This window comes from Streptomyces sp. NPDC048643, from assembly GCF_040650615.1.
Taxonomy (GTDB): Bacteria; Actinomycetota; Actinomycetes; order Streptomycetales; family Streptomycetaceae; genus Streptomyces.
Genome location: NZ_JBEZHO010000001.1, coordinates 113,987 through 126,456, shown reverse-complemented (window position 1 = coordinate 126,456; position 12,470 = coordinate 113,987). Strand labels below are relative to the sequence as shown.

At 65.8% G+C, this 12,470-nt stretch carries 11 protein-coding genes; 5 read left to right on the top strand and 6 right to left on the bottom strand.

Features of this window, described 5'->3' with window-relative positions; all coding sequences use genetic code 11:
* The first annotated feature begins 89 nt into the window (after positions 1-89).
* Entirely contained in the window at positions 90-1,307 is a 1,218-nt protein-coding gene (locus AB0C62_RS00485; protein WP_362968872.1) for a helix-turn-helix transcriptional regulator, read from the top strand.
* A gap of 1,668 nt (positions 1,308-2,975) precedes the next feature.
* Here the strand turns inward: AB0C62_RS00485 and AB0C62_RS00480 are convergent.
* The 5 genes from AB0C62_RS00480 to AB0C62_RS00460 all read right to left on the bottom strand — a co-directional run bounded on the left by AB0C62_RS00480 (position 2,976) and on the right by AB0C62_RS00460 (position 8,712).
* The gene (locus AB0C62_RS00480) at positions 2,976-3,767 is read right to left on the bottom strand and encodes a hypothetical protein (RefSeq protein ID WP_362968870.1); all 792 of its coding nucleotides are present in this window, start codon (positions 3,765-3,767) and stop codon (positions 2,976-2,978) included.
* Positions 3,768-3,841: 74 nt separating this feature from the next.
* Positions 3,842-4,078, bottom strand: a complete 237-nt coding sequence (locus tag AB0C62_RS00475) for a hypothetical protein (protein WP_362968868.1) — start codon at positions 4,076-4,078, stop codon at positions 3,842-3,844.
* Positions 4,075-4,281, bottom strand: coding sequence for a hypothetical protein (locus AB0C62_RS00470; protein ID WP_362968866.1), 207 nt, complete (start codon positions 4,279-4,281; stop codon positions 4,075-4,077). The genes AB0C62_RS00475 and AB0C62_RS00470 overlap by 4 nt, the downstream gene beginning before the upstream one ends.
* A 300-nt stretch (positions 4,282-4,581) precedes the next feature.
* Positions 4,582-5,982, bottom strand: a complete 1,401-nt coding sequence (locus AB0C62_RS00465) for a phage/plasmid primase, P4 family (RefSeq protein WP_362968864.1) — start codon at positions 5,980-5,982, stop codon at positions 4,582-4,584.
* Positions 5,983-7,011: 1,029 nt separating this feature from the next.
* Positions 7,012-8,712: a recombinase family protein gene (locus AB0C62_RS00460; protein ID WP_362968862.1), complete on the bottom strand. Its 1,701-nt coding sequence runs from the start codon at positions 8,710-8,712 to the stop codon at positions 7,012-7,014.
* On the opposite strand from AB0C62_RS00460, the gene AB0C62_RS00455 reads away from it, so the two are divergent.
* The 4 genes from AB0C62_RS00455 to AB0C62_RS00440 all read left to right on the top strand — a co-directional run bounded on the left by AB0C62_RS00455 (position 8,711) and on the right by AB0C62_RS00440 (position 11,441).
* Positions 8,711-8,887, top strand: a complete 177-nt coding sequence (locus tag AB0C62_RS00455; RefSeq protein WP_362968860.1) for a DUF4177 domain-containing protein — start codon at positions 8,711-8,713, stop codon at positions 8,885-8,887. The two genes, AB0C62_RS00460 and AB0C62_RS00455, sit on opposite strands and share 2 nt — an antisense overlap.
* Positions 8,884-9,354: a RidA family protein gene (locus AB0C62_RS00450; protein WP_081218518.1), complete on the top strand. Its 471-nt coding sequence runs from the start codon at positions 8,884-8,886 to the stop codon at positions 9,352-9,354. The genes AB0C62_RS00455 and AB0C62_RS00450 overlap by 4 nt, the downstream gene beginning before the upstream one ends.
* Before the next feature lie 390 nt (positions 9,355-9,744).
* Positions 9,745-10,614, top strand: a complete 870-nt coding sequence (locus AB0C62_RS00445) for an NUDIX hydrolase (RefSeq protein ID WP_362968857.1) — start codon at positions 9,745-9,747, stop codon at positions 10,612-10,614.
* Positions 10,611-11,441: an MBL fold metallo-hydrolase gene (locus AB0C62_RS00440; protein ID WP_362968855.1), complete on the top strand. Its 831-nt coding sequence runs from the start codon at positions 10,611-10,613 to the stop codon at positions 11,439-11,441. The genes AB0C62_RS00445 and AB0C62_RS00440 overlap by 4 nt, the downstream gene beginning before the upstream one ends.
* Positions 11,442-11,511: 70 nt before the next feature.
* Here the strand turns inward: AB0C62_RS00440 and AB0C62_RS00435 are convergent, their stop codons facing one another.
* On the bottom strand, positions 11,512-12,186 hold the full coding sequence (locus AB0C62_RS00435; protein ID WP_016642758.1) for a Crp/Fnr family transcriptional regulator: 675 nt from the start codon (positions 12,184-12,186) through the stop codon (positions 11,512-11,514).
* Positions 12,187-12,470: the final 284 nt, after the last annotated feature.

Below are 12,470 nucleotides of genomic sequence, written 5' to 3'. Positions count from 1 at the left end.
CTCGGCTCTGTCATACGGCCCAGCGTCCGGCCGGAAGTGATCACCCACTAGTGGCCTCCTATCGGCCGGGTGTGGGCCAGAATCGAGACATGACCAATGCCATCGGGGCCCACATGCGCTCGCTGCGGGAATCGCGCGGGTGGAGTCAGGCTCGGGTCGCGAGTGAGGTCTGCCGGGCGGCCGGGGTGATTGGTGATCCGGTCGGGCGGCAAGAGGTCAGCAGATGGGAGCGGGGGGCCCGTACGCCCCGTGAATGGCTGCCGTTCATCGCCGCCGCATTAGGCGTGACCATGGAAGTGCTCCGCGCGCCCCTGGTGCCCCCTGAACCACCCTTGCCGACCCTCGCCGACTTCCTGCCCGAGGGTGACCCGCTGAGCCCGCTACAGGGCCACTCAGGGCGCCGGATCGGAATGGGCACCGTGGACGACCTACAGCAGCGGGTGCACGGCCTGCGGCTCGCCGACGACGTTCTAGCCGGGGGAGACCTGATCCGTCCCGCCCTGCGTGAACTCCGCTCCGCCGTAAAGCTCTATCGGGAAGGCAGTCACACGGATGAGGTGGGCCGCCAACTACTCAGGCAGATAGGCGAGTTGGCGCAGATTGCCGGATGGATTGCCAGTGACGCCGGACAGCACAGCGAGGCAGAACGGATCTACCGGCTAGGGATCAGCGCAGCGAGGCAGGCGGAGGACCACACCCTTGCTGGCAATATCGCGGGATCGCTGGCCTATCAACTCAGCAATACCGGGCGGGAATTCGAGGGGCTCACGCTGGCCCATGCGGCGCTGAATGACGCTGGCCCCGATGCTCCGCCAAAGGCTCGCGCGCTGTATCTCGACCGGGTCGCATGGGCGCATGTTCAAGCTGGGGGAGTCGAGAACGGGCGACAGGCAATGCGGGCCCTAGGGGAAGCTGGGCAGGCACTCAGCGAGGACAGCGCCGGAACGGAATCACCGGCGTACCTGTATTGGGTGGACGCTGGCGAACTCCGAGTTATGGAGTCCCGCGTATACACAGAGCTGCGTCGACCATTGCGCGCCGTGCCATTGCTCCGGGATGTCCTCGGCAGATACGACGCAACGCACACGCGAGAAGTCGCCCTGTACTCCTCCTGGTTGGCCGTTGCTCTCGCGGACGCCAATGAGCCTGAGGAAGCGGCAGCAGTAGCCGAACGGGTTATCTCGCTGGCTTCTGACATTCCCTCGGAACGGACAGCGGAACGGGTGCGGGTGATACTCGCTCGCTTGCAGGAATTCGCCGACGTCCCGGAAGTCGCAACACTCCTCGCCGAACACCAGGCAGCTTAGCTCCCGCGCATCACGCAGCAACCACGGGCCAGCGTAAAAGTGCAGGTCACAACCCCTGTGAGGCACAGCCGGCTCAGCCCAAGATTCACGCACGCGAACGCAAGAATGCCCCGACCCCGGAATTTCCAGGATCGGGGCTCTTGCTATTCGGTCTCGGCCAACTCGGTTACGCGGTCGTCAGACTCAGCGAGTAGGGCGTGCGGGTACGACTCAGGATCGGCGCTCAGAACGCGACGGCGCGCACGCTGGACCAATGGCACATCGAGCGCCGGAAAGGTCCACAGGGGCGCGCTCAATTCCTCGGCGGACAGGGTCAAGTAATGGCGCAGGTTGCTCACGCTGTCCCACCGGTCAGGGCCAAGTCTCGGTACCTGCGTCCGGTCCGGTCAGAGACGCCGTAATGGGTGGCCAGCATGCGGCCGGTAACCGGTCGGCCATTGTCCGCAGCAAGTGAAGCCATGACCGTGCGCACCTCCTCGGCGCTCGGCGGAGTGACCGGCTCAATGTCCGGCGCGCTGGCTTCAAAGTCCTGCCATAGGTCACCGCTTGGCCAACTGTCCGGCGAGGGCTCAGCGGGCTCAGGAGCGGCTACCAGGGGCGCAGGGTCCACGGATACCGGCTCGGCCACGGCAGGCGCCTCAATGGCCACCCGTGGCCGGTGCATGCGGAAAGCGGCCACAGGAAAGACAGCATGCAAGCCAGCGGAAACCCAAGTGTCAACGCTGGAAAGGGACTCGGTGGTAAGGACTCCGGCGACATTGGCGGACACGGCAACGGCCACGGCGAACAGGACGTCACGGCGTGACCGGACAGCCCAGATTAGGAACAGGTCGACGGCCACCGGCACGGCATAGGACGGCCAGCCCGGAACCCCGTGCGTTTCGGCGAGGTGCTGCTGTGTAGTAAACGATATGGTCATGGACGCCAACAGGGCTGCATACCGGGCCCAGTTGGCTACTGAATGGCGGGTCAATAGAGGCTCCAGGGCATAGCAAGACCCCCCGGCTCAGCGTGGAACCAGGGGGTCACGTACGGATATTCGTAAGTGGTGTTACAGGTGCTCGGGCCTTAGGCGCTGACGCTCGCGACGTTCTCGGGCGTATTCGGTCTTGCACCCTCGGCACCAGCGCTGCAATCCCCGGTGCGCACAGAATGTGAACTGATCCGCTGGCTTGTCTTTGTCGCAGCGCAGGCAGTGAGCCAAGTATCCGGCGGGCATAGCTAAGTCACTCTCGGTTAGGCCGTTTATGGCGATCGGAGGTAGAACCACTGTTTTGAACCGGGCGGACCGGACAGCGCCCTCCCCCGCGTCTGGCGTCCCCAAGATCACATTTAAAGACCCCCCACCCCGGGTCACTCAATGTGACTGAATCCAGTGATCAAAGGTGTTTTCCCTCGTGCGCTGGATATTGCCGCGTATTGGCTCAGGCTGCTCAGGTGCAGACTGCTCAGGCGCACGCAGGACCATGCCGCTAGCCAGCCACCTATCCGCGCTCTCGTCAGGCACATCGAATTCGTCACCGGCCGTGTGATAGCGACCCTTGTATTCCAGGCGAGAGCCGAAAGCAACGCGAAGTCTCATGCGGTATGGCCTCTCTGAAAGGGGCCCAGCGTTGAATGCCGGGCCCCAAAACCAGTGCATGTCTCAGCGCTCAGAAAGGGCGCCCATCACTTCGCGCTCAGCGTGTGCCGGGTGTACGCCGCAGCAGCCGCACGGGCCTTACGCAGCTCCACTAGGGCCATGCTGGTCTTACCGGCCGCAGCACGCTTTGAATCGGCGCTCAGCGCAGCAACCTTGAACACCTCTCCCCGAACGCTCGTCAGGATCGAGTCACGTAGTTCCCGCTCAATTCCATGAGCGTCCAGGAAGTCACGGAGGTAAGCGCCGTCGGCCACCAGGGCGCCCACAGCGTCATCCCGCTGAGCAAGGGTCTTGAGGGTGCCAGCAAGGGCCCCAGGGTTGTCTATGTGGCGCGCAGTCATCATCTGGAGATCAGCCCGAGCAGGCATGGCAGCGTCCGGCGAAATGCGCGGGCGGGCAACCTCGTACAGGTCAGCCTCGGCAACCTTTAGGCGGAAGTCGGCGTTCGCGAACGACTCAGAAACCTTGTCAGCGGCCACCTTGAGCACCTCAGTGGCCATGAATTCCCGTCCCTCAGGGTTCGCAAGGACATTGGCCCGGAAGTCAGCAGCCTTTGTACGAGCCGCAGTGGCAGTCGCGAGGGGCGTTGTGATGGCAGTAGCGGCCTCGCTGACAAGCTGGCGCACATCCGCCGGGAGGTTGGCCGAGAGATCAGCGGCAGAGCGGAAAGCCGCCTCATAGTTCCGGGCGTCCGTCGACAGCGAAGCGATAGAAGCCGCCGCCTGATCGGGTGCAGTCTGACGCATTGCATTGAAGGTGAGCGGGTCGGCCTCAGTGCCCGTTCCGGTGAACTCGGTCCGCGTGGTGTTCTCGGTCATGAGTGATATCCAATCAATTTGGCAATGAGAGACCCCGGGATCATTCCCAGGGCTCATATTCGGTGTTTCGGTTGTCAGAACTTAAGGCGAACGTCGTATGCCTGCTGACAATCGCTGTCGTCTTCCTTGAGAATCCGCATTCCAGCCCGCCGGGCAACCGCCTTGACCTCTCCCAGCGGGACGTCAAAGCCGTACTCCTCGCGCATGTACCTGCGAACGGCGCGGAATAGGTCGATGAAAGGCACCCGCGCGCCGGGAGTCGGGTCAATAACAGCGGACAGCGCATGCGCAATGGCAATATCGTCGTTCACGCGGAAGCCTTTCGAGTGGGCTGGACATTCAGCAGGGCCACATACGCGCCGAGCAGGCCCGTAAGAGCCTCAACGGCGTCAAGGTCGATATCCTCGGCCGCATCCAGCGCCTCGGCCAGACTCACAATCAGCGCAGATAGGGCGGAGCGCTCAAGGGCTGCGGCGCTTAGCTTTGCGCCCGGCATGTTCACAGGAGTTGGCACGTCGGCCACCTTTCGGGTTTGCAGAGTGGGAACGAGGTTGGGAAGTACGTGCACGGCGCTGACCTGCGGATGTGCCCGAGCCGGCTGCGGGTGCCCGTTTGCGAAGGAGACGGCGGGGAGGGGCGAACGCTTTGAACGCTCCGAACTGTTCATTCGGAAGTTCTCTATGCCACTAAGGGTGGCTTCTAGGGGTTTCTGTTTTCAGTGTTCAATGTGTTCAATGTGTTCAACCGCAGGTCAGAGGGCCTAAATCGGTGAACACATCGGTGAACGCTTGAACACGTCCCCTCCCGCGCTGTCCTACTCGGCTACGGCTAGACCAACTCGGCCACGCTCGGCGGCTAGCCGGACGCCCCGGAATCCCCGTCCGCCAGAGTTGTACGGGTGCATGTCAGGGCACCGTTCCCGCATCGCTGTCGTGAGTGACTTCTGAGTGCGGAATGCGTCCATGCCCTCGGCTACGGCCCAGACCTGATAAGCGGCCCAAAGCTCGGGGCCCGTAATGCGTCCAGCGGGGTCCGGTATGACGACACCGGGGAAGAATCCGGCGAGGGTGTCTGACTCGTCCCTGTACGCCTCTACGGCCGTTCTGACGCTGGCCGGATCGCTGAGCCCCTCGGCGTACCAGGTAGCGGCTCCTCGGACCAACCAGGCGAGAATGCCGGGCAGTTCGGCGCTCAGCTTTTCGTCTAGGGACAGGTCCTTACGGGCGCCCTCGAATTTCTGAGTGAAGGGGATCAGCTTGACTCGGCGCCATGTGCCGTGATCCTGCTCGCGGACGCTCGGCTTGTAATTGGTGGCCAGCAGGATCAGCGCTTGCGGCTTGAACGCGTACGGCTTCCGGTACTTGGGATTGACCGTGATTTCCTCGCCGCCCGTAGCGTTCTTGATTGCGGCGCTGTCGAGTACGGCGGATCGGTTGGTCTCGCTGGCCAGTGCTAGGCGTGCACCGACCAACATTTCTGCCTCGGGTCCGCCCCGCGCTTTCCCGCTGGTGGTGAACATGTCGAATGGCACTGTGACAGCGTGCTGCCCCATGATCTTGTGCAACGAATTGAGGAACACAGATTTCCCGTTCGAGCCGGAACCCCACAGCACAGCGAAACATTGTTCAGCGTTCGAACCGGTGATTCCGTACCCGAGCAGACTTTGCAGATACGCGGGCATGTTGGGGTCGTCGGCGAATACCTCGGCGAGGAACTGTTCCCAGCGCGGGCATTCCGCCTCAGGGTCGTAGGGCACGGTCACAGCGCGCGTGATTCGCTGGTTGGGCTCGCCGTCGGTTAGCTCACCGGTGCGCAGGTTGATGACCCCGTTGGGTGCCGCTAGTAGGTGTTCCTGGGAATCCCACGGTCCGCCGTAACGCACCTCGGGAAGACCCTTGAGCATCTCAACTACATTGTCTCGACGCTGCTTTGAACCGAGGTACTGCGAACGGCGCTGGTCCTTCTCGGACTTGCGCAGATCACGGAGCATGGTTTGCACGCTGGCTATGACGTCGTCGCCCTCGCCGTCGTATGCCCAGTGGTGTTCGCCGAATGTGGCCCACCCCAGGGAACGGCTGTAGGCAAGGTGGCCGCCAAAGCGGTTGTCCAGCGCGTGAATGGCCAGGTCGTCATCAGACATGGTGCCGAGACTTTCGGCGCTGGATTCGCCCTGTAGCGCTTGGATGGCAGCGAGGATTTCGTGCACGTCGGTCATAGGGTCACACCGGCCTTTCGGAGCACCGTTGCGATGCCGTCAATCTCGTGTCTCAAGGTCTGCTTGACCCTCTTTTCCCGCGCTGTCCACGGGCTCATCCGCTGCCACTCGGCCCCTAGTCGCCGGTGCTTGTTGCGCAGGACGTAGAGCTGTCCGTAGACGCGTTCTAGGTCCCAGTCGACGGGGTCGGCCGGATCGCACAGCACATAGCCGGGGGTGTCTCTGGTGTCGCGCGGGTCGACCTTTCGGCGCCGTGGGCTCACGTAGTCCGTGCAGTGCGCTGCCCGGCTTCCCAGGGGCGCCCCGTGGCTATGTGCCAGCAGGCAGAACGGGCAGGTGATCGCGCGGGATTCGCCAGCCTTGACGCCGTTGGGGTAGAAGTCCTCAACTAGGAGCGCTGATACGCGCGGTTGGTAGCTATCTAGGTCAATCAATGGGTGTTCCCTTTGCCGGTGGGAGTGCTGCTATGGGCGGGTCCAAAGTCGGATGGTCGGTATTGATAGGCCCGTTGCGCTGCGCACTTCTTCCTGAGTCATGAGCGTCTTTGCCGTGGGCATCATCGTGCGCAACTCGTGGTCAGTTGAGGTCAGTTCGGCACGGAGCCTTTTGCGGCGTGCCCCTACTTCCCGCATGCGCTGGGGGGTGTCATCCATGGGGTACCTCCTATCGGGTGCTGTTTCAGTCGGCAGGCCATAAAAGAGACCCCGGGCGCAATGCCCGAGGTCTCTCGCATGCCCCCACCGGCGAGGGGAGTTTGTGTGGCGCTATTCGCTGCCCTAATAGGAGTCTGTCGAGTCGATTGCCTGTCCGGCGTCCGGCCCGTTCGCTGCCCTACGCCCTGTATGGAGGTCGTGGGTTAACTGAGTGGCCCGAACACCTACGGATGTACCGGGTGACCGGCCTCAGCGCCCTTGCTGTCTCTGCTCTAGGTCGTCAGTTACCGGCGGCGCCTGCGCCTGTCTGCGGGCATGAGAAAGCCCCGGCCGACCACTGGGGCCAACCGGGGCTGTAAGGCTGTCAGAGGGGCGGCTAGACCCACTCGATAGTCACGCGGGGTTCAACGACGGCGCGAGCATTCCGGCCCCTGCTCTTCTCGCTGGGGAGTGCCTTTCGGACCGTGACCCGCTTGCAGAACAGGGCCACGAACTCTCGCCGTTGGGCCAGCGAGGCACTCTCCCACCACGTACCGGGGCCCAGCGGGTCACCAGCATTATCCGGATCGTCGGATGCGCTCCACTCGTGCAACGGCAGCGTCAGTGAGCCGGACTGTCCCAGCTCTTCCAGTCGGCTGTCAGCGGCCCTCAGGCGGTCTTGCTGAGTCCGGAGGTCGTCTCCCCACCTTGCGTGGCTGATTGGGTCGCCTGCGTACAACTCCCTGTCCTCGTGTAGTTGGTTAATGGCTCGCCGGATGTCCGCCCGGTCATGCATGACGGACTGCCGTTCCTGCACCGCTTCCGGGGTCTCGTTCACCTCGGCGTAGTGAGTGGCCACCCGGTCCAGAAGCTCGCGCGATTCGTCATCGAATTCGGCTGCCGCAATCACAGCGAAGATGGCGCGCGCAACATGGTCGTCAAGGGCGGCGCGAGAAATGTAGTTCCGGCCCTCATGGTCACCCGGTGCAGCGCTGACAGGCTTGCCCGACGGACGGTTGCAAAAGTAGCTCGGCCGGTCCGAGTTGTTCGCACTCATCGAGCAGCCGCACGCGCATGCCAGCACACCCATGGACGTGAGTAGCGCCGTGGTTCGGTGTTCGTTCATGCGGACCGGTCGACCGTCCAACCATTCCTGAATGGCGAACCAGTCCGTTGCGGGGAGAATCGGTTCCCAGGTCTGCACTGGCTTGCCCTCGGCATCCCGCCGTATCCGGTGGCCGGTTGCTCGGCCCGTGGGCCCATAAACGGTGTCGGCATCAAAGCCAGCGATGTGCGGATGACGGAGTTGCCGGATGAGTGTCTTGGGGTGCCATGCAGAGTCAGCCGTACGCTTCCCGCGAGACGCTCCCAGGGTGGGAACCCCTTCACTGTTCAGGGTCGTGCAGATCGAACCAACCGAGTCAGCGCCAGCGAGCAGAGTTTTAGCAATGCGCCGGATCACCTCAGCTTCGTCCGGCTGGATCACGAGCGTCTGCACGGCAACAGGCTTTCCGCCGGGCGTAGTTCGGATCTCTTGCTTAAGCCTGCGCCCGTAGGGAGCCTTTCCACCTACGTAGCCACCCAGGGCGCGAGCCTGAGCGGCAGCGTCACGAACGGCAGTGCTCTTGTTCTTCGACTCCTGGTGTGCGGCGTCTAGCCGGAAAAGCAGGTGAACTAGGTCCATCATGTCGTCGGGCCGGAATACGCCTTCCGCCGTGGAGATAATCGTCACGCCGAGGGTTTGTAGCAGCTCAGTGACGACGGGGATTGCGTCGCGCGGTGCAAGGCGAGAGAAGCGCGAAACGTTGTAGACCACGATGACGTTGATTCGGCCCAAGCGGCAGTCACGCAGAAGGCGTTCAAAGTCCGGGCGCTCGGCCCCGCTGTACGCGCTTATGCCGACGTCCTCGTAATGACCACACCAGGCGGACTCGCGGCCCTGACGTTCCATCTCAGCGGCGAAGGATTCGAACCTTGCTTGGTTCGCTTCCCGCTGGCTGGCCGGGCTTGCCTCGCTGCCGTTGACGCGGCCGTAAGACTGCCGCGTATAGCCTGCGACGTGAAGGTTCATACCGCTGACCACCTGGAGTGTCGTCATGGCTGAAGTTAGCCATCGTTCGTGGGAATACGCAACCGTGCCGCTGCTCGTCCATGCCACGAAGCAGATTCTGGACACCTGGGGCGAGGACGGCTGGGAGCTCGTCCAGGTCGTGCCCGGGCCGAACAACCCCGAGCAGCTCGTGGCCTACCTGAAGCGCGAGAGGTCCGCATGAGCGGGGCGGTCGAGGCGAAGCTCGCCGAGCTCGGCCTGACGCTGCCCGGGGTGGTCCCGCCGTTGGCGGCCTACCAGCCCGCCGTGCAGTCGGGCGTGTACGTGTACACCGCCGGCCAGCTTCCGATGGTGGACGGGAAGCTCCCGGTCACCGGGAAGGTGGGCGCCGAGGTCACGGCCGAGGAGGCCAAGGAGCTGGCCCGGACGTGCGCGCTGAACGCCCTGGCGGCCGTGAAGTCGGTCGCCGGCGACCTGGACCGCATCGCGCGGGTCGTGAAGGTCGTGGGCTTCGTCGCCTCCGCGGCGGACTTCACCGGGCAGCCGGGTGTGCTGAACGGTGCGAGTGAGCTGTTGGGTGCGGTGCTCGGTGACAAGGGCGTCCACGCCCGGAGCGCGGTCGGCGTGGCCGTGCTGCCGCTGGACGCGCCGGTCGAGGTCGAGATCCAGGTGGAGCTCACGCACGCGTAGCCCTCCGGGTGTTGTGCGGGTGCGGGTGCCCTTGCGGCTCCGGTCCGGTGGGTGGGTGGGTCGGGGCCGTGCCGGTCCTTCCGCCCGTCGCCGTTGGATCAGACGTGGGTCGAGCAGCGGGAGCTGCTCGATCCGGACGTGAGCGACGGTCATGTGATGTACCGGCACGGCCCCTCCCGCCGGACGCCGACTGCGGGCCGTAGGGGGCCGAGATTCCGGCGGGGGAACTTCAGCCCTCCCGCAGGACGCCGGGTGCGGGCTGATTTTTCAGCCCCTCCGGCGTTTGAGGAGCGGGGTCCGGGGTGGGGCCCGGGTAGGGGCGGAGGGCGAAAGGCGCTTGTGGGGCGGTGGGGTCTCGAACATCCGCCCGGCTCGGGATAGCCTCCGGCCATGGGGAATGGGCAGTGGTTTCCGGCGGAGTGGCCGGATCGGATCCGGGCTCTCACCGAGGGCACGCTGACGCCGGTCACACCCCGGCGCGCGGCCACCGTGATCCTGGTCAAGGACAGCCAGAGCGGCCCTGTGGTGCACATGCTGCGCAGACGCGCCTCCATGGCCTTCGCCGGAGGCGCGTACGCGTATCCGGGCGGTGGAGTGGACCCCCGCGACGACGAGCAGCAGATCCGCTGGGCGGGCCCCACGCGCGCGTGGTGGGCACAGCGCCTCGGCGTGGACGAGACCTCGGCTCAGGCCATCGTCTGCGCGGCCGTACGGGAGACGTACGAGGAGGCGGGTGTCCTGCTCGCAGGACCCAGCCCGGACACCGTGGTCGGGGACACGACAGGTGACGACTGGGAGGCGGACCGGGCCGCCCTGGTCGCCAGGGACCTGTCCTTCGCCGAGTTCCTCGACCGCAGGGGCCTCGTGCTCCGCTCGGACCTGCTCGGGGCCTGGGCCCGATGGATCACCCCGGAGTTCGAGTCCCGCCGATACGACACGTGGTTCTTCGTGGCCGTCCTCCCGGAGGGCCAGCGCACGCGCAACGCCTCCACGGAGGCCGACCGGACCGTGTGGATCCGCCCCGCCGACGCGGCCGCCGGCTACGACAAGGGCGAGCTGCTGATGATGCCGCCCACCATCGCGACACTGCGGGGCGTCGTCGACCACGAGAGTGCCGCCGACGCCCTCGCCGCGGCGGCGGCACGCGACATGACCCCCGTGCTGGCCGAGGCGCGCCTGGAGGACGGTGAGGTGGTCCTCTCGTGGCCCGGACACGACGAGTTCACCAAGCACATCCCGACGGGCGGAGCCTCCGCATGACCGACGCAGCCGCCCTTCCCGGACAGCCGCGAGGCGGCGTCCTCTCGGGCTCCGCCACCGCGCGCGCCGTGAACGTCCTCGCCCCCAACGCCTCCGCGATGACCCTGGACGGCACGAACACCTGGATCGTGTCCGAGCCGGACTCCGAGCTCGCGGTGGTCATCGACCCCGGGCCCTTGGACGACGTCCACCTGCGGAACGTGCTGGACACGGCCGAGAAGGCCGGCAAACGCGTCGCGCTGACCCTCCTGACGCACGGACACCCCGACCACGCCGAGGGCGCGGGGCGGTTCGCCGAGCTGACCGGCACGAAGGTGCGGGCGCTGGATCCGGCGCTGCGGCTGGGCGACGAGGGGCTCGCTTCGGGCGAGGTGATCAGCCTCGGCGGGCTCGAACTCGTCGTCGTCGCCACCCCGGGGCACACCGCCGACTCGCTGTGCTTCCATCTCCCGGCCGATCAGGCCGTGCTGACCGGGGACACCGTCCTGGGGCGCGGCACGACTCTGGTGGCCCATCCCGACGGCCGCCTGGGCGACTATCTCGACTCGCTGCGCCGGCTCCGGTCCCTCACGGTCGACGACGGTGTCCACACGGTGCTGCCCGGGCACGGGCCCGTCCTGGAGGACGCGCAGGGAGCGGTCGAGTTCTATCTCGCCCACCGCGCCCACCGGCTCGCCCAGGTGGAGACGGCGGTCGAGGACGGCCACCGCTCCCCGGAGGCGGTCGTCGCGCACGTCTACGCGGACGTCGACCGCTCCCTGTGGCCCGCCGCCGAGCTCTCCGTCCGGGCACAGATGGAGTACCTGCGCGAGCACGGGCTCATCTAGAGCCGCGCCGACGCCGACGGGGCCCTGTCTCCGGAAGAGACAGGGCCCCGTCGACGTACGGGCGAAGGTGTCAGCGCGAGCGCTTGGCGAGCCGCTCCACGTCGAGCAGGATCACCGCGCGGGCCTCAAGGCGGAGCCAGCCACGGCCCGCGAAGTCGGCGAGCGCCTTGTTGACGGTCTCTCGGGAGGCGCCGACCAGCTGGGCCAACTCCTCCTGCGTGAGGTCGTGCACCACGTGGATGCCCTCTTCCGACTGCACGCCGAAGCGGCGCGAGAGGTCGAGCAGGGCGCGCGCGACACGGCCGGGCACGTCGGAGAAGACCAGGTCGGACATCTGGTCGTTGGTCTTGCGCAGGCGCCGGGCGACGGCGCGCAGCAGGGCGGCGGCCACCTCGGGGCGTGCGTTGAGCCACGGCTGGAGGTCGCCGTGGCCGAGGCCGAGCAGCTTGACCTCGGTGAGGGCGCTGGCGGTCGCCGTACGCGGGCCCGGGTCGAACAGCGACAGCTCGCCGATCAGCTCACCGGGGCCGAGAACGGCCAGCATGTTCTCGCGTCCGTCGGGGGAGGTGCGGTGCAGCTTCACCTTGCCCTCGGTGACCACGTAGAGGCGGTCTCCGGGGTCCCCTTCATGGAAGAGAGCATCGCCGCGTGCGAGCGTCACCTCACTCATGGAGGCGCGGAGCTCCGCGGCCTGCTCGTCATCGAGCGCCGCGAAGAGCGGGGCGCGCCGCAGAACGTCGTCCACGAGTTCTCTCCTTGTCGACCTGCTCAGGGGATCTTGTTCCCCCTTGGTACCAGGGGACCGTGTTCCCCATCTTGCCGGACGGTCCAAACAGTGTGATCAGTCACAAGTCTGCCGCACTGGCGTCCCAACGAGTGCGGCAGGGGGCCAATTGGGGGCCGATCTTCAGGGTCCGGGGCGGATGTCGGTGCCGGGCTCTAGGCTGGCCGGGTGTCCAAATCGCCGGTGAGAGCACAGGCCAAGGGGGCTGGGCGGATGGTTGTACGTCGCGATTCCGCTGTGGGCGA

What these genes read in the sequence shown, in the direction of transcription:
- AB0C62_RS00440 (WP_362968855.1), top strand. Translation starts at nt 10,611, where the DNA reads ATGACCGACGCAGCCGCCCTTCCCGGACAGCCGCGAGGCGGCGTCCTC.
- AB0C62_RS00445 (WP_362968857.1), top strand. Translation starts at nt 9,745, where the DNA reads ATGGGGAATGGGCAGTGGTTTCCGGCGGAGTGGCCGGATCGGATCCGG.
- AB0C62_RS00450 (WP_081218518.1), top strand. Translation starts at nt 8,884, where the DNA reads ATGAGCGGGGCGGTCGAGGCGAAGCTCGCCGAGCTCGGCCTGACGCTG.
- AB0C62_RS00455 (WP_362968860.1), top strand. Translation starts at nt 8,711, where the DNA reads ATGGCTGAAGTTAGCCATCGTTCGTGGGAATACGCAACCGTGCCGCTG.
- AB0C62_RS00465 (WP_362968864.1), bottom strand. Translation starts at nt 5,982, where the DNA reads ATGACCGACGTGCACGAAATCCTCGCTGCCATCCAAGCGCTACAGGGC.
- AB0C62_RS00480 (WP_362968870.1), bottom strand. Translation starts at nt 3,767, where the DNA reads ATGACCGAGAACACCACGCGGACCGAGTTCACCGGAACGGGCACTGAG.
- AB0C62_RS00485 (WP_362968872.1), top strand. Translation starts at nt 90, where the DNA reads ATGACCAATGCCATCGGGGCCCACATGCGCTCGCTGCGGGAATCGCGC.
- AB0C62_RS00460 (WP_362968862.1), bottom strand. Translation starts at nt 8,712, where the DNA reads ATGACGACACTCCAGGTGGTCAGCGGTATGAACCTTCACGTCGCAGGC.